General features: G+C 69.4%; 21 protein-coding genes and 1 riboswitch. Of the genes, 4 read left to right on the top strand and 17 right to left on the bottom strand.

Features of this window, described 5'->3' with window-relative positions; genetic code table 11:
• Positions 1-37: 37 nt before the first annotated feature.
• From GVV04_RS00160 to GVV04_RS00145, 4 genes are all read right to left on the bottom strand, one after another.
• The gene (locus tag GVV04_RS00160; RefSeq protein WP_161683680.1) at positions 38-904 is read right to left on the bottom strand and encodes a tyrosine-type recombinase/integrase; all 867 of its coding nucleotides are present in this window, start codon (positions 902-904) and stop codon (positions 38-40) included.
• A gap of 385 nt (positions 905-1,289) precedes the next feature.
• A complete protein-coding gene (locus GVV04_RS00155; RefSeq protein WP_161683679.1) occupies positions 1,290-2,201 on the bottom strand; it encodes an NADP-dependent oxidoreductase in 912 nt (303 codons plus the stop codon).
• Positions 2,202-2,226: 25 nt separating this feature from the next.
• Positions 2,227-2,811 (bottom strand): NADPH-dependent FMN reductase, encoded by a 585-nt coding sequence (locus tag GVV04_RS00150; protein ID WP_161683677.1) that lies wholly within the window; start codon positions 2,809-2,811, stop codon positions 2,227-2,229.
• The gene (locus GVV04_RS00145) at positions 2,801-3,349 is read right to left on the bottom strand and encodes a MarR family winged helix-turn-helix transcriptional regulator (RefSeq protein WP_161683676.1); all 549 of its coding nucleotides are present in this window, start codon (positions 3,347-3,349) and stop codon (positions 2,801-2,803) included. Before GVV04_RS00145 ends, GVV04_RS00150 begins: the two co-directional genes overlap by 11 nt.
• An 80-nt stretch (positions 3,350-3,429) precedes the next feature.
• On the opposite strand from GVV04_RS00145, the gene GVV04_RS00140 reads away from it, so the two are divergent.
• Positions 3,430-4,995: a DHA2 family efflux MFS transporter permease subunit gene (locus tag GVV04_RS00140; RefSeq protein ID WP_161683675.1), complete on the top strand. Its 1,566-nt coding sequence runs from the start codon at positions 3,430-3,432 to the stop codon at positions 4,993-4,995.
• Positions 4,996-5,190: 195 nt separating this feature from the next.
• Here GVV04_RS00140 and GVV04_RS33785 read toward each other — a convergent pair whose 3' ends face one another.
• The 9 genes from GVV04_RS33785 to GVV04_RS00090 form a co-directional block, all read right to left on the bottom strand.
• Positions 5,191-5,556: a Tn3 family transposase gene (locus GVV04_RS33785; protein ID WP_328822197.1), complete on the bottom strand. Its 366-nt coding sequence runs from the start codon at positions 5,554-5,556 to the stop codon at positions 5,191-5,193.
• A gap of 13 nt (positions 5,557-5,569) precedes the next feature.
• The gene (locus tag GVV04_RS00130; protein WP_161683674.1) at positions 5,570-6,604 is read right to left on the bottom strand and encodes a Tn3 family transposase; all 1,035 of its coding nucleotides are present in this window, start codon (positions 6,602-6,604) and stop codon (positions 5,570-5,572) included.
• Positions 6,570-8,252, bottom strand: a complete 1,683-nt coding sequence (locus GVV04_RS32570; RefSeq protein ID WP_235965573.1) for a DUF4158 domain-containing protein — start codon at positions 8,250-8,252, stop codon at positions 6,570-6,572. The genes GVV04_RS00130 and GVV04_RS32570 overlap by 35 nt, the downstream gene beginning before the upstream one ends.
• 165 nt (positions 8,253-8,417) lie before the next feature.
• Positions 8,418-9,320, bottom strand: a complete 903-nt coding sequence (locus GVV04_RS00120) for a bifunctional 5,10-methylenetetrahydrofolate dehydrogenase/5,10-methenyltetrahydrofolate cyclohydrolase (protein ID WP_161683671.1) — start codon at positions 9,318-9,320, stop codon at positions 8,418-8,420.
• A gap of 14 nt (positions 9,321-9,334) precedes the next feature.
• Positions 9,335-9,418, bottom strand: a riboswitch (ZMP/ZTP riboswitch).
• A 28-nt stretch (positions 9,419-9,446) separates the two neighbouring features.
• A complete protein-coding gene (locus GVV04_RS00115; RefSeq protein WP_161683669.1) occupies positions 9,447-10,457 on the bottom strand; it encodes a tyrosine-type recombinase/integrase in 1,011 nt (336 codons plus the stop codon).
• A 682-nt stretch (positions 10,458-11,139) separates the two neighbouring features.
• Positions 11,140-13,521: an ATP-binding cassette domain-containing protein gene (locus tag GVV04_RS00110; RefSeq protein ID WP_161683667.1), complete on the bottom strand. Its 2,382-nt coding sequence runs from the start codon at positions 13,519-13,521 to the stop codon at positions 11,140-11,142.
• A 376-nt stretch (positions 13,522-13,897) separates the two neighbouring features.
• Positions 13,898-14,626: an SDR family oxidoreductase gene (locus GVV04_RS00100; protein WP_161683666.1), complete on the bottom strand. Its 729-nt coding sequence runs from the start codon at positions 14,624-14,626 to the stop codon at positions 13,898-13,900.
• Between the two features lie 79 nt (positions 14,627-14,705).
• Entirely contained in the window at positions 14,706-15,071 is a 366-nt protein-coding gene (locus tag GVV04_RS00095; RefSeq protein ID WP_161683665.1) for a hypothetical protein, read from the bottom strand.
• Complete coding sequence (locus GVV04_RS00090; protein ID WP_161683664.1) at positions 15,071-15,658, bottom strand: helix-turn-helix domain-containing protein; 588 nt, start codon at positions 15,656-15,658, stop codon at positions 15,071-15,073. Before GVV04_RS00090 ends, GVV04_RS00095 begins: the two co-directional genes overlap by 1 nt.
• 89 nt (positions 15,659-15,747) lie before the next feature.
• Between GVV04_RS00090 and GVV04_RS00085 the strand changes: the two genes are divergently transcribed.
• Together GVV04_RS00085 and GVV04_RS00080 are read left to right on the top strand one after the other, a co-directional pair.
• Complete coding sequence (locus GVV04_RS00085; protein WP_407938738.1) at positions 15,748-16,209, top strand: peroxiredoxin; 462 nt, start codon at positions 15,748-15,750, stop codon at positions 16,207-16,209.
• A 71-nt stretch (positions 16,210-16,280) separates the two neighbouring features.
• Positions 16,281-16,973, top strand: a complete 693-nt coding sequence (locus GVV04_RS00080; protein WP_161683663.1) for a hypothetical protein — start codon at positions 16,281-16,283, stop codon at positions 16,971-16,973.
• A 69-nt stretch (positions 16,974-17,042) separates the two neighbouring features.
• On the opposite strand, the gene GVV04_RS00075 is transcribed toward GVV04_RS00080, so the two are convergent.
• The 3 genes from GVV04_RS00075 to GVV04_RS00065 form a co-directional block, all read right to left on the bottom strand.
• The gene (locus GVV04_RS00075; protein ID WP_161684542.1) at positions 17,043-18,218 is read right to left on the bottom strand and encodes a GNAT family N-acetyltransferase; all 1,176 of its coding nucleotides are present in this window, start codon (positions 18,216-18,218) and stop codon (positions 17,043-17,045) included.
• A 119-nt stretch (positions 18,219-18,337) separates the two neighbouring features.
• Positions 18,338-19,336 (bottom strand): cytochrome d ubiquinol oxidase subunit II, encoded by a 999-nt coding sequence (cydB, locus tag GVV04_RS00070; RefSeq protein ID WP_161683662.1) that lies wholly within the window; start codon positions 19,334-19,336, stop codon positions 18,338-18,340.
• A 13-nt stretch (positions 19,337-19,349) separates the two neighbouring features.
• Positions 19,350-20,765 (bottom strand): cytochrome ubiquinol oxidase subunit I, encoded by a 1,416-nt coding sequence (locus GVV04_RS00065; RefSeq protein WP_161683661.1) that lies wholly within the window; start codon positions 20,763-20,765, stop codon positions 19,350-19,352.
• A 188-nt stretch (positions 20,766-20,953) separates the two neighbouring features.
• Between GVV04_RS00065 and GVV04_RS00060 the strand changes: the two genes are divergently transcribed.
• Positions 20,954-21,730 (top strand): lysophospholipid acyltransferase family protein, encoded by a 777-nt coding sequence (locus GVV04_RS00060; protein ID WP_161683660.1) that lies wholly within the window; start codon positions 20,954-20,956, stop codon positions 21,728-21,730.
• A gap of 67 nt (positions 21,731-21,797) precedes the next feature.
• Here the strand turns inward: GVV04_RS00060 and GVV04_RS00055 are convergent, their stop codons facing one another.
• Positions 21,798-22,211, bottom strand: coding sequence for a nitroreductase/quinone reductase family protein (locus tag GVV04_RS00055; protein WP_161683659.1), 414 nt, complete (start codon positions 22,209-22,211; stop codon positions 21,798-21,800).
• Positions 22,212-22,238 lie beyond the last annotated feature (27 nt).

Genomic DNA, 22,238 nt, shown 5'->3' with positions numbered 1-22,238 from the left:
ACGTCGGAAACCGGCAATAGAGGTGTGAGATTGCTGGTCAGCGGTCCACTGGGAGGCTGTTGATGGCGCGCTCACGGTCGGCTTGGTTGGGCAAGCTGTAGCGCCGGGTTTGATCTAGGCGGGAGTGGCCCATGAGTTCGGCGACGAGCACGAGGTCGTGGCCGTCGCGGACGAGTCTGGTTCCGAAGGTGTGGCGTAGGGCGTGGCTGGTGAACTCGTCATCGATGCGGGCCTCGTCGGCGATGGCGCCGAGGATATCGTGGGCGCCGCGGGCGGATATTCTGCCGCCGCGATGGTTGAGTAGCAGCGCTTCGCTGTTGGCGGCGCCCGTCCAGTCGGGTCGCTCGTCATCGATCCACAGTTTAAGGTCGGTGCGCAGCTGCGCGTGCTCGTGCACGGGGACCTCGCGGTACTTGTTGCCCTTGCCGGACCGGACGATGATCAACCCTTTGCGTGCGGACAGGCGGATGTCGTCCAGGTTCAGTGCGACGACCTCGCCCAAGCGCAGCCCAGCGTAGAACGGGATCAGCGCGAGTACCCGGTCGCGGGGGTGAACCCAGCGCTCCACGGTGCGCAGCCAGCGGGTGACGTCCTTGTCGGACAGCGCTCGTGGGGCCGCCTGCGGCAGGTCCAGGCGGCGGACATCCGGCGCTCTCATGCCTCGGCGGATGTAGAAGTCGCCGATCGCAGCCAGGACGGTGTTGATAGTGGAGGGTTTGCGTTTGGCCACCGTCTGCAGATAGGTGCGGTAGTCGCGCGCTGCAGCGTCGCTGGCGTGGGCCTGAGTGAGGGGATCGCCGTCGATGTCGGCACCGTCGAGCCAGATCAGGTAGCCGCGTACGCGGGAGGCGTAGGCGCGGTGGGTGTCGTCGTCGAGCATGGTCGCCTTGTCCAGGGCGGCCACGTAGGTGGCGTGGGTGCCGGCGAACCGGAGCGGTAGTGGTTCGGGTTGGCGTCCGCGGCGCGGGGGGTCGAGGACCGGGTTCGTTTTATCTGAAGTCGATTCTGGGGGTTGATGATCCTCTGCCAACGCTTTATCTGAAGTCATGCCGGGAGCCTACTTCAGATAATCAGTGTTATCTGAAGTAGGCGATCGGCGTTTCGAGCCCGTTGGTGAAGCGTCAGCTGACCGCTGCGCCGTCGCGGTCAAGCACCATCACCTTCATCGAACAGCCGCCCCTCGCGACCGGGTTATCGAGCAGGTTGGCGAACAGCGCATCGAAATGGTCTCGCTGGTCGGAGGCCAGCTCATGGCGGACGGCGGCGATGAGTTCCCGTAGCCGTCCGGGTCAGTCCACCGTCAGGACGACCTTGCCGCGGACGTGGCCGGTCTGCACCTCGTGGTGCGCGCGGCTGGCTTGCGTGAGTGGGAACGTCGCGTGGATGGGTAGCTGTAGCCTGCCTTCTTCGTACAGTGCGACGAGTTCCGTCAGCGCGGCGGTCGAGCGGGCGCCGACGCGAAGTATCCCGAACGTCTTCGCGGCTTCGGTGTCGACCAGGGTGCCGATGCGGTGCCGGTCACGCACGAGCGCGAGGGAGGCGGTGATCGCGGCGCCGCCGATGGCGTCGAGCGCGGCGTCGACGCCTTCGGGTGCGAGTGCGCGGATTCGGCCGACGAGGCCGTCTCCGTAGGCGACCGGGGTCGCGCCGAGCGAGCGGAGGTAGTCGTGGTTGTGTTCGCTGGCGGTGCCGATGACGGTGGCGCCCCAGTGGCGGGCGAGCTGTACGGCGATGGTGCCTACGCCGCCGGCGGCAGCGTGGATGAGGACGGTGTCGCCGGGGTTGACGGCGATCTGGCGCAGTGCGGTGTGGGCGGCTTGGCCGGCCGCGGGTAGACCGGCGGCGACCGTCCAGGGCATGGCGGCTGGCTTGCGCACCGCGTCGGCGGCATCGACGACGACGTACTCGCAGTAGCTCTGGGCGCTGGCCGAGCCGAGAGCCTCGTCTCCTATCACGAGGCCGACTACGTCGTCGCCGACGTGGTCAACGATGCCGGCGTACTCGTTGCCGAGGCGTTGCGGAAAGTTGGCTGCCATGGTTGTGGCGAAGTCGCCGCGCCGCAGTTTGGCGTCGACGGGATTGACGCCTGCGGCCTTGACCCGGACGCGGATCTGGCCTGCGGCGGGCGTTGGTAGATCGATCTCGACCGGGTGTAGCACATCGGGGCCGCCGTAGGCGGTGAACGCGATCGCTGTAACCATGGGGCTGTTCCTTTGGAATGGGTGATCAGGCGGGGTACGGCTGGGCGGCGCGGGCGGCGCGCAGCGCTTGGGCCCACCAGGTGAGGTGCCGCAGGAGCGTGGCGGCGGCGGTGTTGGCGATGTGCGGGTTGCTGAGTTCCCCGTGGGGGTTGAACTGGTCGTGTGCCATATGGAAGCTGACGGTCTCGCGGATACCGACGGCGTGCACCTCGGCGAAGACCTGTCGTAGCTGTTCGACCGCGCGCAGGCCGCCGGCCAGTCCGCCGTAGGAGACGAAACCCACCGGTTTGGCCTGCCACTCGGAACGGACGGCGTCGATCGCGCGTTTCAGCGCGGCGGGGTAGCCGTGGTTGTACTCGGGGGTGACGAGGACGAAAGCGTCGGCGGCGCCGACGCGGGCGGTGAACGCCGTCACCTGCGCTGTCTGCTCCAGGTTGTCCGGTAGCGGGATGTCATACAGGTCGATAACGTCGAGTTTCAGATCGTCGTGTTGCTCGGCCCGGGTGACGAACCAGCGGCCCACCGTCTCGCCGAAGCGTCCTGTCCGGGTGCTCGCGATGATGACCGCGATCCGCAGCGGCCCGTCAATCCCGTGGTACTCAGCGCTCATCGTGCTGTCCTTCCCTGGGTGGCTCGTGCCTTACGTCGGCCGGGTTCCGTCGGATACGGGCCGTCGGGTCCGGCAGGCCACGACGGACCTCGGCGAGCGTCTGGGCGAGGCCCACGCGCTGCTGATCGGTCAGCCCACCGAAGGTGAGCCGTTCAAGCTCGGACCAGATCTCGCGGACCTTGGGACACAACCGCCGACCTTTGCCCGACAGAGCGACGATCATCGTTCTCTTGTCGGTGCTAGACGGTGCGCGCGTGATGAGGTCGGCACGCTCCATCGCCTGCAGGGTGTTGGTGACGGTCGACCGGTCACGCCCGAGGAAATGAACGATCTCCGACTGTGGAGACCGCCCGTTCTCCTGCAGGAACAGCAGCACCAGTTCCTGCGGGGCGACCAGATCAATGCGTTGCAACATCGCGGTCGCGACCGCAGCGTGCGCGCGGACGGCCTGCAGTAGCAGCGAGCTCAACGGCGCCTCGGCGACGCTTATCCCCACGTGCGGCGCGCGTGCGCCACCCGGGCCAGTCTCGGTGGTCATGATCTTACGCTAACGATTTTGTTGGCATGCCACCAATCTTGCCATAGTGTTGGCATGCCAACAAAGTGGGGTGGGATCACATGAGTCAGGGCGTGGGCGGGACAGGCGTGACCGAGCGGGAGACGAGAGAGGAGTACCTGGCAGGCGCGCCGACGACGGATCGACTGGATCCGGCGCTGCTCAGGCTCGCCGGGATCGTGCTCTTTGGTGCGATGGCCGCGCTGCTGGACACCACCATCATCAGCGTCGCGCTGGATCAGCTCAGCCAGGCGTTCGCAGTGCCCGTCTCCACCGTGCAGTGGGTGTCCACGGCGTACCTGCTCGCGATGGCGCTGGTCATCCCGCTCACCGGGTGGTGTGTCGATCGCTTCGGCGCCAAAGCGACATGGCTGTGCACGCTGGCGCTGTTTCTCGCCGGCTCAGTGCTGTGCGCAGCTGCCTGGTCGGCGGAAAGCCTGATCGCCGTCCGGGTGGTGCAGGGACTCGGCGCCGGAATGATCTTGCCGCTGACCCAAGTCATCCTCGCGCAGGCAGCCGGCTCACGCCGCTTCGGCCGGGTCATGGCGCTGGTCGCCATCCCCGGAAACCTCGTCCCCATCGTCGGACCAGTGCTCGGCGGTCTCATGCTCAACGCCCTGCCGTGGCGCTGGATCTTCCTGATCAACGTGCCCGTCTGCGTACTCGCCTTCGTGCTGGCCTGGTGGAAACTGCCCGCCGACCCGCCCCAAAGCCGCCCCCCGCTTGATGTGCTTGGCCTCGCCGTGCTCTCACCGGCCGTAGTGGCGATGGTCTACGGTCTGTCCAAAGCGGGCGCGGAATCCAGCTTCGCTGCTATCGATGTGCTCGTGCCCATCGCGATCGGTCTCGCCCTCCTCGTGGTGTTCGTCATGCACGCCCTACGCACCTCCAAGACTCCAATCATCGACCTACGACTGTTCCGGCACCGCTCGTTCAGCGCGTCAGCCGCGCTGATGTTCCTATCCGGCGCGGCGCTCTACGGTCCAATGTTCCTGCTGCCCCTCTACTACCAACAGGCCCGCGGGTTCGACGCGCTCGCCACGGGCCTCACGCTCGCCCCTCAAGGCGTCGGCACGGCCCTCGCCCTGGCCGTCGTCGGCCCACTGGCCGATCGGATCGGCGCCAGACCGCTGGTAGCTGTCGGAGCGCTGATCACCACCGCCGGCACACTCGCCTACACCCAGCTACCGTCCGACCCAAACGACGTTCTCCTGACCGCGTCTCTGGTGCTGCGCGGCATCGGCCTGGGTGCGGTGGGGATCCCGACGATGGCAGCGGCGTATCACCAGCTACCACATTCCGCGATCCCTCGTGCGACCAGCGCCACCAACGTGATCCAGCGTGTCGGCGCGTCCTTCGGCACCGCGCTGGTCGCTGTGATCCTTCAACAGCAGATCAATGACCAGGCCAGCGGCGGCGCATCCCCGGAGATCCTCACTCACGCGTTCGCGAAAACCTTCTGGTGGACGGTCGGGTTCGCGGTCCTTCTCCTCCCACTCGCCATGTTCCTGCCTCGAAGAAAAACCGGTAGAGCGCATCCGGGGCCGGCTGCGACCACACCGGCACCCGTCAGCCGGCACCCAGAACACGCCGTCGGCACGGCCACGACCCGCACAATGGCGCCATGAATAGGAAAGACGCGATCTCCCGACATGTCGGCAAGCTCGACACCGCAGGAGTGGCGACATGGCAGCGTCAACCAAAGTTACTCAGGGTTACTTTGCGGCAGGGGTCCCGTACCCAAGCACTGGGCCCGGGCGGCGTCCACCGGGTTGGGCATGAAGCCCGGCCGGCGCAGCACGTGGCGCTGGCCGGGACAGATGTCACGAGCCCGCACGGATCCGGATCGGCTCCACCGGGGCGAGGTCGAGCGCCACGGGCAGGGTCGCCAGTGGTGGGGTGAGGTCAAGTTTCCAATCACCGAATCGGCGGATCTTGCTGGTGACGTACGGGGTGATGGTGGCCAGGTCCCCGGAATCCACCTGCCAGCCGGCCGCGATCAGCTCGTTGGCGGCGGTGGTGATATCGAGGGTAGTGGAGTAGATCGCGCAGTTCGCGAGGAGCTCGTTGAACTTGACGACCTTCTCCTGCTGGTCTGGGTCGTTGTCGGCCAGGATGCCGTCGTGACCGAACGAGAGCCATTTGGCGAACCCGTGGAACGCCTCGACCCGGTTGGTGACCGCGGTGATGCCCTCGCGCAGCTCAGGCTCGGACAGGTAGCGCAGCAGGACGGATGGTGCGCACCGCGCGGCCGACCTCGCGTAACGCCCGGTAGGTGCGGTTGCGGTGCGACTCGGTGCCCAGCCGGCGCAGCAGCGTCGCTGAGGAAATCTTCCCGGCGCGGATTGACACGACCACGCGCATCAGGTCGTCCCAGTGGGTTTCGATGAGCTTCCAGTCCACCGCGTCCGCGCCGAAAAGGGAATCGATGTGCTCGTAGCGAGTGTCGCGGCCGGGCCGGTACAGGGTCAGATCCTGCCAGTTTCGGATACGCGGCAGCAGCTCGAACCCCAGCAGGTGAGCCAGTCCGAAGACCGGCAGCGACTGGCCCTGGGTGTCGGCGTGGATCTCGGTGGGCCGCACGTCGCTCTTGTTCTCCAGCAGCCCTTGCAGGATGTAGACCGCCTCCCACACGCCACACGGGATGAAATGGGAGAACAGGGCGATGTAGTTGTCGGAGATGTGCCGGTAGGCGATCCCGCCGTACCCGCCATAGCGGATGTGCGATTCCGCGAGGAGGTTGTCCGACCAGGTATCCATCTGCGTGCCGTCCGCCCCGACCCTGGTCCCGTCACCCCACAGCAGGGTCATGTCCAACGCGGCGTGAGCGTTGATGACATCAACCGACGCAGAGTGGATCTTCCTGGCGTTGGCGTGCTTGTTCGCGGTGGACAGCTCGTGCACCGACACCTTCTCCTTGCCAGCCATGTGCCGGGCCACCTGCGCCGGACCGAGGTTCGCCCCGTAGGTGAACGTCAGCAGCACGTACCGGCCCAGCGCATCCCTGATCTTCGGATCGTTGCCAGACGGCGGCCCGAAATGGCGGGTCCACCCGGTCAGGTACGCGGTGCGGGTCAGCACGTCCAGGATGCCTCGGTCAGGCAGCCGGTCCAGGATCGCCGCCTCCAGATTCAACGCCGATTGGCGTCGCTCTCTGCCTTTACGGCGTTTGAGGACCGGGCGGCCCTCGGACAAGACCAGATCAGCGTTGCCCGGGTACCCCTCGTCGACCCTCACCGCCGTCTGCTCCAGTCGGGCCCCGCAACTCGGCGGTCGCGCTGGCGGCATCGGGTGGCAATCCCGCCTCCCGGCAGTACTCGGCCATCAACGGCTCACACTCGGCCGGCGACAGCAGTTGATCAGTGAAATTGGCGTATGACTCCGACCCGACCACGGCCATGTCGCCGCTACGCAGCTCGGAAGCCAGGTACGAGAACACGCACGCCTCGAAATGCCGGCGCACGATCCGTCCGGGCCGCCGCCCATCAAGAAGGATCTTCCGCCAGTTCTCCGAGGTGAACGACAGGTCCAGATGGATGTCCTTGCCGTGCTTCTCGCCGACTTTCGTCGACAGGTGCTCCCCGCTGCGGGAACGGTTGGCGCGTAGAAATTCCAGCGCCTTGAACAAGCTGTGGTCGGAGCTGGTGGGCTGGAAGTCGAGCACGTCGAGCACCTGGAACAGCGCTGCCCGGCTGCCCCGGTAATACTTCTCCACGAACGGCAGGTAGTTGTTGCCGTGGTGCGCCGACACCTCTTCGTGCGTGCTGGTCAACGCGGTCACGCCACCGGCCTGGGCGAGGGCGCCCAGCACCATGCGCCCCGTCTGTACACACACCGAGTCCGGGACGTTAGTCTCCCCGACGACCTGGTCCTCGGCGGACACTCCCAACGCCTCCCGGACCACTGCCAGGACCTCCCCGAACGTGTCCAGCAGCCGCTCGGACTCCGCCCGAGACGCCTCACGGATCGATTCGAGAGGCTCCTTGGCTCTCTTGTGAATAGCGGCTATCCGCTTGCAGAACATGGCCGCGACCTCATCGCGGGTCCGCACCCGGGCCGTGTGGACCAAGCAGACGATCAGCGCCTGTCTGCGGGCGGTGCCGTACTTGCCCAAGTCAGCGACATCGGTCTGGCTGGCTTCGCCGGCGAAATGAGCCACCTTCGCCGGAGGTACCCCTTCCAGCCACTCCTCGGTCGGGCCGAGCGCGTCCAGCCAGGCCAGATGCTTCACGTGGTCCTTGACGTTGCCCACGGTCGGCGCGCCGGCCACCGTCTTGACCTGATCGAACTGGCTACGCCGCCGGATCGGGTCCACCTTCAGCAACGCATCCACCTCATCGGCGGCCGGACCGCTCATCCGAGCGGCGATCCCCGCGAACACGGCGGTGTTGACCTGCGTACGGATCGTCCCGACCATCTCATCCAACGTGGTGTAACCAGGTAATTCCAGCCGGGCCCGGACCAGTTCCTCCAACGCCACATTGATCAGGTCCGGAGGATTGTCCTTCGTCCTGGCCGCCTCCCGGATCGCCGCCTCGGCCACCGCCCTAGCCCGCTCTGGGTCAGAGGTGATACCCAGCCGCTCGCGGACCAGCGACTTGTGAAACCGCAGGGTCCGGTCCGAGTCATGTCCTGGCTCGATGTCCGGCTTGAGCTCCAACGCGATGCGTACATGCTCCACGATCGCGATCGGCACCTCGAACAGAACGGGGAAATGCCCCAGCCGGGCAACCGCCTTCAACAACACGACCAGGGCAAGCAGATGCTGTTCTGAACGGGTCTTCTCCCTAGCCCAGCGAATCTCGTCGATTGTCGGCGTAAACGTCTCCCGCAGCTCACGGGCAGACACGACCCGCTTGAACTGCGGATACGCGGTCCGTTCCATCAACGCCACGGGTCCACCCACCAGCCCGACCACAACAGGACAAGGCCCCCGCGCCGGGCGCGACTCTACCTAACCGGGCAGAAGCTGTGGGGGCACCCCACGCTCGCCTGCACTGATCGGCCTCTTGCCGGTTTCCGACGTACTCCGGTCGCCCCCCCAACACCCTCATCGCAACCCGGCCGCCCGCGCCGCCGCCACCACCGCATTACGGAACAACATCGCCACCGTCGTCGGCCCCACCCCACCGACCCGCGGCGTGATCGCCCCCGCCACCCCTGCACACGACTCGTCCACATCCGGCAACAACCGCCGGCCCTCATACCGCACCCCACCACCAACCACCACCGCGCCCGGCCGCACGTGCTCCGGCCGCACGATCCCCGGCACCCCCGCCGCCGCCACCAGGATCTCCGCCCGCCGCGTATACCGCGGCCAGTCCGCCACCCCCGTGTGCACCACCGTCACCGCCGCATTCGCCGTCGGCCGCTTCTGCGCCAACAACATCGCCAACGGCCGCCCCAACGTCGCACCCCGGCCCAGCACCACCACCTCACGACCCGCCACCGGCACCCCATGAAACGCCAACAACGCCTCGATCCCCGCCGGAGTACACGGCAACGGACCCGGCAACCCCAACGCCAACCGGCCCATGTTCACCGGATGCATCCCGTCGACGTCCTTGTCCGGATCCAACACCTGCAACGCCCGGTCGTAGTCCAGATGCCCCGGAATCGGATGCTGCACCAACACCCCGTGCACACCCGCGTCGGAATTGAACTCCTCGATCACCCGGTGCAGATCCGCCTGCGACGCCGACGCCGACAGATGCACATGCGGCGACGCGAACCCCAACTCCGCCGCCTGCCGCTGCTTGATCCGGATATACCCGGCACTCGCGTCGTCGTCGCCCACCAGCACCGTCGCCAACGACGGCGTCACCCCCACCGCCCGCAACGCCGCGACCTCCGCCGCCACCTCACCCAGCACCTGCTGCGCCACCGGCCCACCCGGCAACAACCGCGCCGTACCCGAGGAAACCGCACCCGAGGAAACCGCAGAAGAAGACATGACACCACCTCGCCCGCAGGAGCCCAGGCGGACGACCCCCACGGCGAGCTCCCCGATGGTCGATCCCATCCCCGATGCCGCCAGTCGCGTACCCATCCCACCCTGCCACACCCCACGCCCCGCCGGTCACCCCACCGCGCCCTCCTGCGACCGCACCAACCCCACCAACGCCCGGTTCGTGCGGTTCGACCGCACCGCAGCCCGCTGCTGACCCGCCGTCACCTCGATGTACGTCTGCGACGACGCCAACGACGCATGACCCAGCAACCGCATGATCTCCGCCGCGCTCGCCCCGTCCTCCGCCAGCCGCGTCGCGAACGTGTGCCGCAGCGCGTGCAACTGCGCCCCACGCGGCACCCGATCGACCACCCCGGCCCGCCGGTAACAGGACTCCACCAGATACTGCAGGCCGCCCCGGCGCAGCGCCTCACCCCGCCGGTCCAGCAGCAGCGGCGAATCCGGCCGCACCGACCGCGACCCGAACCGCCGAGCCCGACTGTCCAGGTACGCCACCACCACCCGGTCCAGCTCCGGCTCGATCGGCACCACCCTCGGCCGGCCGCCCTTGCCGACCACGTCGACCCGCCGCTCACCGGATCGCCCCGCCAACGACGCCACCCGCAGCGCCAGCAGCTCCGACAGGCGCAGCCCCGCACACAGCGCCAACGCCAACACCGCCACGTCCCGCTCCGGCCACGGATCGCGCTGCCGGCCGTCCTCCCGGGACACCGCGGCGAGCAGTTGCTCCGGGGTGTCCTCACCGCGCAGCGGCTTGGGCTGGGGGAGCGGGGCCCGGGGTCGGTCCACCGCCGGCATCGGGTTGCCTGCCACCACACCCTCGGCGACCAGGAACGAGAAGAAGCTGTTCCACGTCGACCAGGCGCGGTGCACCGAGGCCACGGCGCGGGGGGCGGCGAACCGGGCGAATGCCGCCCGCATGACCCTGGGGGAGAGGTCGGTGACCGGAAGCGCGTCCGCCGACAGGGGAGGGACGAGAGTCTCGCCGGCCAGGGCCGCCACCGCGCACAGATCCCGCCGGTACGCCTCCAGGGTGTGGGGGGAGGGCTTGCGCGTGGCCCGAGCGGTCAGGAACTCCTCGATCAACGACCGCACCGATTCGCCCTGTTTGTCATGCATAAGGGATATTATGCATGATTCTCGGGTTACGGGCGACCCACGACAGGGGAGTGGAAAACCTGACACCTGGACCCGCCCACCCCGGAACCACCCAACTCCGGCCGCATCCCAGCCCCAGCCCGGCCCCAACTCCGGCGGTGATCAACAGGTTTGCGTCGGGCGGCCGGGCTTGACGTCAACCTCTTGATCACCGCCGGCGGGGTGGTGGGCGCGCGGTCGGGTCGGGCGGGCCGGCTCTCGGAGGCGGGTGCTGGTCGCGGGGCGGAGCTGCCTGGCGGGGTGGGCTCCGCATCGGGGGCGAGGCGGTGGCGCGGGGCCGGAGAGGCGTCGCCCCGCGCGGAGGAGAGCAGGGTCGGAGGTGGTTACTTGACATAATGTGCATTATCGAATCGACTACGGGAGCTCCGGTGGTGCGGTTTTCGCAGCTCCATGAGGCTGCGCTGTGGCCGGCATCGCCCGCAGATCGTCGTCGGGCTCGCCTGGAACGCCGCCACGGTCGTCGAAGCGTTCGGCGCCGTCCACGTCGGCGCGATCGAGATCGCGTTGCCAGGCCCATTCGACGGGTCGTGGCGCGAGCTGTCTGCAAGCCGGGTCACGCCCCGACCGCCGCGCAGCCGATCTTCCGTCGGTCTCCCCTGGCCTCCACATCGACGCTCGTCTCACAGTGTCCGCGCGGGCTTCGTCAGATGCCGACGTAGGCCGCGAGGTGCTCGCCGGTGAGGGTGGAGCGGGCGGCGACGAGGTCGGCGGGGGTGCCCTCGAAGACGATCCGGCCGCCGTCGTGGCCGGCGCCGGGGCCGAGGTCGATGATCCAGTCGGCGTGCGCCATGACCGCCTGGTGGTGCTCGACGACGATGACCGACTTGCCGGAGTCGACGAGCCGGTCGAGCAGGCCGAGCAGCTGCTCGACGTCGGCGAGGTGCAGGCCGGTGGTCGGCTCGTCGAGGACGTAGACGCCGCCCTTGTCGGCCATGTGGGTGGCCAGCTTGAGTCGCTGCCGCTCGCCGCCGGACAGCGTGGTGAGCGGCTGGCCGAGGCTGAGGTAGCCGAGCCCGACGTCGGCGAGCCGGTCGAGGATGGCGTGGGCGGCCGGGGTGCGCGCCTCGCCGGCGCTGAAGAACTCCTCGGCCTCGGTCACCGACATGGCGAGCACCTCACTGATGTCGCGGCCGCCGAGGTGGTGGTTCAGCACCGCCGCCTGGTACCGCTTCCCCTCGCACTCCTCGCAGGTGGTGGCGACGCCGGCCATCATCGCCAGGTCGGTGTAGATGACGCCGGCGCCGTTGCAGTTGGGGCAGGCGCCCTCGGAGTTGGCGCTGAACAGTGCCGGCTTCACGCCGTTGGCCTTCGCGAACGCCTTGCGGATCGGGTCGAGCAGTCCGGTGTACGTGGCCGGGTTGCTGCGGCGCGAGCCGCGGATCGCGCCCTGGTCGATCGACACCACACCCTTGCCGGCGGGGATGGACCCGTGTACGAGCGAGGTCTTGCCGGAGCCGGCGACGCCGGTGACGACGACGAGCACCCCGAGTGGGATGTCGACGTCGACGTCGCGCAGGTTGTGTGCCGCCGCGTCGCGGATGGCCAGCGTGCCGGTGGGCGTCCGGACCGTTTTCTTGAGGGTGGCCCGGTCGTCGAGGTGGCGGCCGGTGAGGGTGCCGCTGGCGCGTAGCCCTTCCAGGGTGCCTTCGAAGCAGACGTTGCCGCCCGCCGTGCCTGCGCCGGGGCCGAGGTCGACGACGTGGTCGGCGATCGCGATGGTCTCCGGTTTGTGTTCCACGACGAGCACGGTGTTGCCCTTGTCGCGCAGTCGTAGCAGCAGTTCGTTCATCCGCTGTATGTCGTGTGGGTGCAGGCCGATGGTGGGCTCGTCGAAGACGTACGTGACGTCGGTGAGTGAGGACCCGAGGTGGCGGATCATCTTGGTGCGCTGGGCTTCGCCGCCGGAGAGGGTGCCTGAGGGCCGGTCGAGGCTGAGGTAGCCCAGGCCGATCTCGACGAACGAGTCCAGGGTCTCCCCCAGCGCTGCCAGCAGCGGCGCGACCGAGGGCTCGGACAGGGCTCGGACCCAGATGGCGAGGTCACTGATCTGCATCGCACAGGCGTCGGCGATGCTGATGTCTTTGATCTTGGAGGATCGGGCGGCTTCGTTGAGGCGGGTGCCTGCGCAGTCGGGGCAGGTGGTGAAGGTGACGGCGCGGTCCACGAACGCGCGGATGTGTGGCTGCATCGCCTCCCGGTCCTTGGCCAGGAAAGACTTCTGGATCCTCGGGATCAGGCCCTCGTACGTGAGGTTGACGTTGTCGACCTTGATCTTGGTTGGTTCCTTGTGGAGCAGGTCGCGCAGTTCCTTCTTGGTGAAGTCGCGGATCGGCTTGTCCGGGTCGAAGAATCCGCATCCGCTGAAGATGCGGCCGTACCATCCGTCGACGCTGTAGCCCGGGATCGTGAGGGCGCCCTCGTTGAGTGACTTGCTGTCGTCGTAGAGCGCGGCGAGGTCGACGTCGGTGACCCGGCCCGTGCCGTCGCAGCGTGGGCACATGCCGCCGATGACGGAGAAGCTCTGTCGGGCGGCCTTCTGGGCGCCGCGCTCGACGGTGACGGCTCCGGTGCCGTGGGCCGAGGCGACGTTGAAGGAGTATGCCTGGGGTGATCCGGCGTGGGGTTGCCCGAGTCGGCTGAAGAGGATACGTAGCATCGCGTTGGCGTCGGTGACGGTGCCGACGGTGGAGCGGACGTTGGCGCCCATCCGTTCCTGGTCGACGATGATCGCGGTCGTCAGCCCGTCGAGCACGTCGACGTCCGGTCGGGCCGGCGTCGGCATGAAGCCCTGGACGAAGGCGCTGTACGTTTCGTTGATCATCCGCTGTGATTCGGCGGCGATGGTGCCGAACACCAGTGAGCTCTTGCCGGAGCCGGACACACCGGTGAACACGGTGAGGCGGCGTTTCGGCAGTTCGACGCTGATGTTCTTGAGGTTGTTGCCACGCGCCCCCTGGACGCGGATCAGGTCGTGGCTGTCGGCGACGTGCGGTGCGGGCGGCTGGGTTCTCCTGGTCGTGCTCATCCTGTCTCCATCTGTCGGGCCGCCCTTGCGGTCTGGCGTCGGCGTCGGCTGGCTCGATCTCACCGGCGTCGAGCGGTGCGTCTGGCTGCTACTTCGTCGGCGCGTTCGCCGCGTCGGGCGCGGGTGCCGCGAACGAAGGCGTTCGTGTCGTGGGATGCGGTCAGCGGGCGGCTGGGCGCAGCTCCTGGACGCGGATCATGTTGCCGGCGGGATCGCGGACGGCACGGTCACGGCCCCCGTACGGCTGTGCGGTCGGTTCATGGTGATGTGCATGGCAGTCACGCTAGGTGAGGCGTGGGGGCGGGTGCTTCTCGATTCCTGATCGGTCTGGTGACCTGTTTCGCCACGCGGGACGGCATTCCGGTGTTTCCCTGCGTCAGAGGCCGCCGGCGACGCGCAGGACGGTGCCGGTGGTGTAGGTGGCGTCGGGGCCGAGCAGCCAGGCGATGGCGCTGGCAACCTCGTCGGGGTGGCCGGCGCGGCCCAGCGGGATGCGGGTGGCGGCCTGGTCGGGTCGGTCGGGTTGGCCGGAGAGGGCGTGGATGTCGGTGCGGATGATGCCGGGGGCGACGGCGTTGACGCGGATGCCGCGGGGGGCGAGTTCCTTGGCGAGGCCGATGGTGAGGGCGTCGGTGGCGGCCTTGACGGCGGCGTAGTGGATGTACTCCCCCGGGCTGCCGAGGGTGGCCGCGGCTGAGGAGACGTTGACGATGGCGGCGTCGGTGCCCATGCGGCGTGCGGCCTGCTGGGCGCAGAGGACGTAGCCGATGAGGTTGACGTCGACGACGTTGCGTAGGTCGGTGGGGTCGAGGTCGACGAAGGCGCCGATGGGGCTGGTGACGCCGGCGTTGTTGACCAGGCCGGTGATCGGGCCGAGGTCGGCGGCGGCGTCGAAGAGGGCCGTGACGTGGTCGGGGTCGCGGGTGTCGGCGGGCACGGCGAGGCCGCGTACTCCGGTGGCTTCGATGTCGGCGAGCACGGCGGTGGCGGCGGTGTGGTCGCGGCGGTAGCTGAAGGCGACGTGGTGTCCGGCGTGGGCGAGGCGGCGGGCGGTGGCGGCGCCGATGCCGCGGCTGCCGCCGGTGATGATGGTGACCGGTGTCATTGGTGTGTTCTCCTGCGGTGGCTGCTGGGCGCGATGTGTGTGGCCGGGTGGGGCACCTCGCTGGGGAGGCGTTCGCCGGTCACGGTGGGTTTCGGGTGGTGTGGCGGATGGCGTCGACGACGGTGGGTGTGGTGGGGTCGGACAGCAGGATCTCGTCGTAGCCGGTGGCGGTGCGGTCGAGGGTGAGGTGCAGGCCGGGTTGGCCGGCGCGGGCGGATACGAGTTGTCGGGGGCCACCGAGAACACCCCAGACGCCGATTTTGACGAAGCCGGAGATGGTGAGGCCGCTGCGGGCGCCGCGGGCCAGGCGCAGCGGCTCGGCGACGGCGGTGGCGTCCCGTACGGCGGTCAGCGGCACGGTCAGTTGCTGTTGTCTGGTCCACATCCGTTCGCCGGCGGTGAAGCGGATGTGGAGGTGGCCGGGTGTGAGGGTGGTGGTGGCCATCAGGTGTGTCCTTTCGTGGTGTCCGGTTTGTGGGTGGGGCCGGTGTCGGGTGGGTCGGCTGGCAGTAGGACGGTGGCGAGCAGCCGGGGAGTCCGGTCGGCGGTTGGTTCGTGTGCGACGAGTGGGAGTAGTAGTGCGTTGAGGTCCTGGGCGAATCGGGCGAGTTCGGCGTCGCTGAGGTGTAGTACGAGTTGTTGGTAGCCGACGCCGTCGGCGGTGTAGTCGATGTGTTCGCGGTTGAGGTAGCGGGTGAATTCCGACAGCAGGCTCGACGCGAAGGCGGTGAACCAGCGGGCGTGGTCCTCGTGGGTGGCGGTGGCGAGGGTGGTGGCGTCGGGTGTGACTCCCCCGCTGGGCAGTGCGTAGATTCGTTCGGTGGCGCCGCCGACCCGGCGTTCGTCGGCGATTTTGATCAGGCCGGCCCGTACGAGGGTGGTCAGGTGTCGGTAGAGGGTGGCCTGGGGGATGTCGGGTAGGGCGGTGGCGAGGTCGCGGGTGGTGTGGTGGGTGCCGGCGACTGCGCGCAGGATCCGGATCCGTACCGGGTGCAGGGCCAGGTCGGACCATTGGCGAGGCGGGGTGTCCACGGCCGAGACATTATCATTATCGATAGTGAGAGCGTGGGGTGGGTCGCATACGCTTCGGCGCACTGTTGGTCGACGGCGGAGGCGCAAAAGTGGCTGGTGTGGGTGTCGGGGATGTGGTCGGGGACTTCGAGTTGCCCGACGAGACGGGTACGCCGCGGCGGTTGTCGGAGTTCCTGGCCGCCGGGCCGGTGGTGTTGTTCTTCTATCCGGCGGCGATGACCCGGGGGTGCACGGCGGAGAGCTGCCACTTCCGGGATCTGGCGGCGGAGTTCGCGGCGTTGGGCGCGCAGCGGGTGGGGATCAGCCGGGACCCGGTGGCGAAGCAGGCGGAGTTCTCCCGGCAGCACGGGTTCGACTATCCGTTGCTGTCGGATGCCGACGGGGCGGTGGCGGATCTGTTCGGGGTGCGGCGGCGGCTGCCGTTGGGCGCGCTGAGCACCCGGCGGATGACCTTCGTGATCGGCGCCGATCGACGGGTGCTCGAAGTGGTCCACAGTGAGCTGAACATGAGCGAGCACGCGGACGCGGCATTGCGGGCACTGGGGGGTTGATCTTCCGGTTGTCGGGCCGAGCTGGTATCAAGGCAGGCGTCTGAACAGGTGTACGAGGGAAGAGGTTGCTGATGGATGTCGCTGGCCAGGGTTTGTCCACTGACGAGGTGCAGAACATCCGGGAGGCGCTGGCGGCGGGGCGCAAGCCGAAGGTGGTGTTCACCGCCTCGGCGGGTCAGATCGCCGGCCAGGTCGGTCAGGTGGTGGAGTTGACCGACCCGGCGGTCTCGGACGAGTTCGTGGTGGTCCGTTTCGGTCGCGACGAGTTGCCCTTCTCCCCCGCCGACGTGGCGGTGGCGCCGCGGGGCGCCGGGCGCAAGGTGGCAGAGCCGCAGCCGGAGCCGCAGGTGCAGGCAAAGCCGGCGGAGCCGGAGTTCGTGTTGGACCGGTCGCGGGAGCCGGCGCCGAAGGTGGAGACGAAGGTGGAGACGCCGGACGCGAAGCCGACGCCGGCGCCCGCGCGGCGGCCGGTCAAGGCGGTGAAGGCGAAGGGCCCGTCGGGGCTGACGGTCACGCTGGCGTACGCCGACGGTGAGTGGACGGTGGCGGCGCAGCAGGGCAGCAAGTCCCTCGCGAAGCCGTACGTGGTGAAGCCGGCGGAGGCGCTGCGGATGGTGGCGTTGGTGGACGTGCCGGGGGTCCACGAGGCGGTGGAGCAGATCATGGGCGCCGAGCGGGCCGAGGCGGAGCAGCAGGCGGAGAGGCTGCGCGCGGAGTTGGCGGAGATCGAGGCCCGGCTGGCGGAGTTGCGCGAGGCGGGCTGATCGCGTCCGGTGTGCCTGTCCCCCGCCCCTCGTCGCCGTGTGCGGCGGGGGGCGGGGGCGTGTCGGGGTTCAGAAGTAGTCGTGCAGGTGGGCGGGGCCGCCGGCGGCGAGCAGGTCGAGGGGGCGGGGGTCGGCTGAGGCGGTGGTGTGCAGTTGGCCGGCGTGTCGGAGGGTTTCGGCGTCGGTGGTGCCGGTGTAGAGCTGGGCGAAGCCTCGGACGGTCAGGTGCAGGGGGGTGTCGGTGGTGGTGCGGTGCAGTTCGGCGGCGCCGGCGGCGACGTCGAGGCGCCAGGTGCCGGTGTTCCAGTCGGCGAGCTGGTCGTGGAGGGTGAAGGTGACGGTGCCGTGGGCGTGGGTGGGCCAGCCGCGTTGGGTGACGGCGCGGGTGATGTCGACGGGTCGGTGCATCCAGGTGTCGCGGTGGTGTTCACGGAAGGCTTCGAGGGGCAGGTGGGCGGTGAGGGCGTCGCCGTCGAGGACGCTGAGTCGCAGGGTGGGGGTGACGCTGGCCCAGGTGGCGAGGGTGCGGATGAGTTCGCGGGCGGCGTCGGCGGTGGTGGCGAGGGCGTTGTCGACGGTGAGGACGGCGTCGGGGCCGTAGCCTCGGCCGCGGTCCCAGGTGGCGTAGCCGACGAGGTGGCCGTCGTGTTCGACGAGCGTGAGGCCGTCGGTGGGCAGGGTGTCGGTGGGGTGGTCGTGCAGGGGGCCGCGGCGGGTGAGTAGGCCACGGCGGTGGCGGGTGACGGTTTCGTACAGGTCGGTGACGGCGGGCAGGTCGGCGGGGCCGCCGTCGCGGACGGTGAGGTGGGGTGCGGGTGGGTGTCGGGGCAGCGCGGCGGTGGGCAGGTCGAGGGTGCGCAGGGCGCCGGCGACCTCCCAGCCGCAGGCGCGGTAGGGGGCGGAGGTGGTGGGGAACAGTGCGCTGACGGCGGCGCCGCGGTCATGGGCGCCGCGCAGGAGGCCGGTGAGCAGGGCGCGGGCGACGCCTCGGCCGCGGGCTGCGGGGGTGACGGCGACGCCGGCTACGTCGGCGGCGGTCACGGGGCGGCCGTTCCACCACTGGTCGTGGTGCAGGTCGACGGCTTTGCCGAGGAGTTGGCCGGTGGGGTCGAAGGCGCCGTAGCGGGTGAGGCCGGGTGGGGTGGTGGTGGCGTGGGGCGGTGGGGTGGGGGCGGATCCGAAGGCGTGGCGGCCGAGGGTCCAGGCTGCGGGGAGGTCGTCGGGGGTGAGTTCTCGGACGTCGATGGTGGGCACCGGGTGACGGTAGCGGTGGGTGTGGTGTGCCTGCCTGGGTTTTCGGGTCGGGGTGTGTTGCGGGGCCGACGCGGGTTGCCGCGCCGGCCCCTGTTGTGGTGTCGGGGTCGTCAGTGGTGCGGGATGTGGGCGACGCCGATGCGCTTGCGGAACACCCAGTAGGTCCAGCCCTGGTAGGCCAGCACGATCGGGGTGAACACCACCGCCACCCAGGTCATGATCTTCAGGGTGTAGGGGGTGGAGGCGGCGTTGGTGGCCGTCAGCGTCCCGGCCGCGTCGAGGGTGGAGGGCATCACGTTCGGGAACAGCGCGGCGAAGAGCGTCGCCACGGCCAGCGCGATCGCCACGGCGGTGCCGGCGAACGCCCAGCCCTCACGGCGTACCCGGGCGGCGGCGAGGCCGCCGAGCAGGGCCAGCGCCGCGCCGACGGCGAACACGACGGCCGCCGTGCTGGAACGGATGGTCAGCGTCCAGCTCAGGAACGCGACCGCGAGCACGGCGGTGACCACGCCCAGGCGCACCGCGAGCGCGCCGGCGCGCTCGCGGACGTCACCGACGGTCTTCAGCGCGATGAACACGGCGCCGTGGGTGAGGAACAGCGCCGCGGTGGTCGCGCCGCCGAGCAGGGAGTACGGGTTCAGCAGGTCGATCAGGCCGCCGACGTACTCGTGTTCGGCGTCCAGCGGCACGCCGCGCAGGATGTTGGCGAACGCCACGCCCCACAGCACCGCCGGCACCAGCGAGCCGACGAAGATCGCTGTGTCCCAGCGACGCTTCCAGGACGCCTCGGGACGCTTGTGGCGGTACTCGAAGGCGACGCCGCGGATGATCAGGGCGAGCAGGATGAGCAGCAGCGGCAGGTAGAAGCCGGAGAACAGGGTGGCGTACCACTCGGGGAAGGCGGCGAACATGGCGCCGCCGGCGGTGATGAGCCAGACCTCGTTGCCGTCCCAGACGGGGCCGATGGTGTTGATCAGGACGCGGCGTTCCCGGTCGTCGCGGCCGAGCACGGGTAGCAGCATGCCGACGCCGAAGTCGAAGCCTTCGAGGATGAAGTAGCCGGTGAACAGCACGGCTACGAGGAGAAACCAGACGGTCGTCAGTTCCACGGTGGGCTCCGGGTCAGTAGGCGAAGGCGAGCGGGCGCTCGGCGTCGTCGCTGTCGTCGGTGGGGTCGGTGAGGTCGGTGAGGTCGGGTACGCCGGACTTGGCGTAGCGGAGCAGGAGTTTGACCTCGATGACGGCGAGGATGGCGTAGATGAGGGTGAAGGCGGTGAAGGAGGTGAGGACCTCGGTGAGGGAGACGGTGCGGGACACGCCGTCTCGGGTGAGCATCTCGCCGAAGACGATCCAGGGTTGGCGGCCCATTTCGGTGAAGATCCAGCCGAAGGAGTTCGCGGCGAGGGGCAGCAGCGGCATGATCAGGCCGGCGCGCAGGAGCCACTTGCTGGTGGGGGTGCGGCCCTTGCGGTGGGTCCAGAGGACGAGCAGGGCGATCGCGGCGGCGGCGAGGCCGAAGGCGATCATGAAGCGGAAGCTCCAGTAGGTGACGGGGATGATCGGGGTGTAGCTGCCGGCGCCGTACTGGCTGGCGTACTGGGCCTGCAGGTCGTCGATGCCGTGGACGGTGCCGTTGGGGTCGCCGGTGCCGAGGTAGGACAGCAGGTAGGGGATCTTGAGGGCGAAGACCTCGCGGCTGCCGTCGAGGCTGCCGATGGTGAGCACGGAGAACGAGGCGGGGCTCTCGGTGGTGTAGAGGCCCTCGGCGGCGGCCATCTTCATCGGCTGCACCTGGGTCATGATCTTGCCCTGGATGTCGCCGGTGATGAGTACGAGCGCCGAGGAGACGAGGACGACCCAGGAGCCGAACTTCGTGGCGAAGCGGTAGGCGCTGGAGTCGGCGCTGTCGCGGTTGCGGATGACGTGGTACAGGCCGACGGCGACGACGAGGGACCCGGCGACGAGGAAGGCGCCGGCGAGGGTGTGCGGGAAGGTGACCAGGGCGACCTTGTTGGTGAGCACGGCGAGGAAGTCGGTCAGCTCGGCCCGGCCGGTCTCGGGGTTGAGGCGGTAGCCGACGGGGTTCTGCATGAACGAGTTCGCGGCGAGGATGAAGTAGGCGCTGAGGTTGGTGCCGATGGCGGCGGCCCAGATGGTGGCCAGGTGCAGGCGTTTTGTCAGCCGGTCCCAGCCGAAGATCCACAGGCCGATGAAGGTGGATTCGAGGAAGAAGGCGACGAGGGCCTCGATGGCCAGGGGTGCGCCGAAGATGTCGCCGACGAAGCGGGAGTAGTCGCTCCAGTTCATGCCGAACTGGAATTCCTGCACGATGCCGGTGACCACGCCCATCGCGAAGTTGATCAGGAAGAGCTTGCCGTAGAACTTGGTGAGTTTGAGATAGCGCTCGTTGCCGGTGCGGTGCCACAGGGTCTGCAGGATGGCGACGAGCACGGACAGGCCGATGGTCAGCGGCACGAACAGGAAGTGGTAGACGGTGGTGACACCGAACTGCCAGCGGGCGACGTCCAACGCGTCCACCTGATAACCCCCAGCCTTTCATACTACGAGACGTAGTAGATACTACTGCGCGTCGTAGGGAAGGCGGCAGGGGCGGAGGTCCCGAGCCGGTCCGGGACCAACGACCTTGATCACCACTGCCGCCCGGCCCACCGCGGCCGGGCGGCGGGCCCACGGCCGTGGCGGCGACGTGCGACCATCGATCGCTGATGGACACCCCGACCGGCCCCTGGCGGCCGCCCCTGCTCTGGCGTGGCGCCCAACTGTTCGCCCGCGCCCTCGTCGGCGCCCTGGCCCGCCTCGAGGTCACCGGCGACGTGCCCGACCGGCTGCGCCACGGCCCCCTGATCCTGGCCGCCAACCACCTCAGCCCGTTCGACCCGGTGGTCCTCGCCGCCGCCTGCCGCACCCGCGGCGTCGCCCCCCGGATCATGGCCACCGGCGGCCTGTTCCGCGCCCCGGTCGTCGGCGCCGCCATGCGCCACGCCGGGCACCTGCGCGTGGACCGGGGCACCACCGCCGTGCGCCAGGCCCTTGACGACGCGGCCAGGGCCGTGGCCGACGGGTCGGTGATCCTGGTCTACCCGGAGGGCCGCATCGGCCTGGACCCCGGCCTGTGGCCGGAACGCGGCAAGACCGGGACCGCCCGGCTCGCCTTCGCCTGCGGCGCCCCCGTGGTGCCCGTCGCGCAGTGGGGCTCCCACGAGGTGGTGCCCTACCGCGCCCCGAGGGGCATGCTGCGCGCCGTCGCCCGGGCGGTGCGCCGCCGGCCGGTGCTCAGGGTGCACTTCGGGGCGCCCGTGGACCTGACCGGCATCGACCCGGCGGCCCCGGGCGCGGCCACCCGGGCCACCGACCGGATCATCGACGCGATCACCGACGGCCTGGTCCCGCTGCGCCCCGACGAACCCGACCGGCCCCGGCACGTCGACCCGGGCCGCCCCAGCGACACCAGCCGCTCCCACCGGCGCGGCCCTCGGCCGTGACCCGGTCGCGTCGACCTTCGGCCCGGACCCGGTCGCGTCAGCGCCCGACGCGACCGGGTCCGGCAGGTCAGGCGACCGGCTCCAACGCCACCACCGGGATCACCCGGCCCGCCCGGGCCTGGTAGTCGGCCCAGCCCTGGTCGGCCTGCGCCGCGCGGGCGAAGGCGCGGCCCCGCTCGTCGCCGGCCAGCACGACCGCCCGGGCCCGCCAGGTCGACGTCCCTTCCTCGACGGTGACCAGCGGATCGGCCGTCAGGTTGCGGAACCACTGCGGGTCCCGGGGCGCTCCCCCGGCCGAGGCGATGACCAGGACCCGGCCGTCCTCGCCGGTCACCCGCCCCACCGGGGTGGTGTGCGGGGTGCCGGTGCGCGCCCCGACGGTGGTCAACAGCAGCAGCTGGGCACCCTCGAACCACCCCCCGACCCGACCGCTGTTGGCGCGGAACTCGTCGATGATCTGCTGATTGAAGTCGTTGGGCATGCGGTGTCCGTTCTCCAGACCGGGTGG

Source organism: Micromonospora rubida (assembly GCF_009908295.1).
Classification (GTDB): domain Bacteria; phylum Actinomycetota; class Actinomycetes; order Mycobacteriales; family Micromonosporaceae; genus Micromonospora; species Micromonospora rubida.
The sequence above is the reverse complement of the archived record's forward strand: the minus strand, read 5'-3'. Positions and strand labels throughout refer to the sequence as shown.

Coding starts and splice junctions, on each gene's coding strand:
- GVV04_RS00155 (WP_161683679.1), bottom strand. CDS start 2,201: ATGGTTACAGCGATCGCGTTCACCGCCTACGGCGGCCCCGATGTGCTA.
- GVV04_RS00100 (WP_161683666.1), bottom strand. CDS start 14,626: ATGACACCGGTCACCATCATCACCGGCGGCAGCCGCGGCATCGGCGCC.
- GVV04_RS00115 (WP_161683669.1), bottom strand. CDS start 10,457: ATGCATGACAAACAGGGCGAATCGGTGCGGTCGTTGATCGAGGAGTTC.
- GVV04_RS00120 (WP_161683671.1), bottom strand. CDS start 9,320: ATGTCTTCTTCTGCGGTTTCCTCGGGTGCGGTTTCCTCGGGTACGGCG.
- GVV04_RS00140 (WP_161683675.1), top strand. CDS start 3,430: ATGAGTCAGGGCGTGGGCGGGACAGGCGTGACCGAGCGGGAGACGAGA.
- GVV04_RS00060 (WP_161683660.1), top strand. CDS start 20,954: ATGGACACCCCGACCGGCCCCTGGCGGCCGCCCCTGCTCTGGCGTGGC.
- GVV04_RS00095 (WP_161683665.1), bottom strand. CDS start 15,071: ATGGCCACCACCACCCTCACACCCGGCCACCTCCACATCCGCTTCACC.
- GVV04_RS00080 (WP_161683663.1), top strand. CDS start 16,281: ATGGATGTCGCTGGCCAGGGTTTGTCCACTGACGAGGTGCAGAACATC.
- GVV04_RS00145 (WP_161683676.1), bottom strand. CDS start 3,349: ATGACCACCGAGACTGGCCCGGGTGGCGCACGCGCGCCGCACGTGGGG.
- GVV04_RS32570 (WP_235965573.1), bottom strand. CDS start 8,252: ATGGAACGGACCGCGTATCCGCAGTTCAAGCGGGTCGTGTCTGCCCGT.
- GVV04_RS00110 (WP_161683667.1), bottom strand. CDS start 13,521: ATGAGCACGACCAGGAGAACCCAGCCGCCCGCACCGCACGTCGCCGAC.
- GVV04_RS00055 (WP_161683659.1), bottom strand. CDS start 22,211: ATGCCCAACGACTTCAATCAGCAGATCATCGACGAGTTCCGCGCCAAC.
- GVV04_RS00150 (WP_161683677.1), bottom strand. CDS start 2,811: ATGAGCGCTGAGTACCACGGGATTGACGGGCCGCTGCGGATCGCGGTC.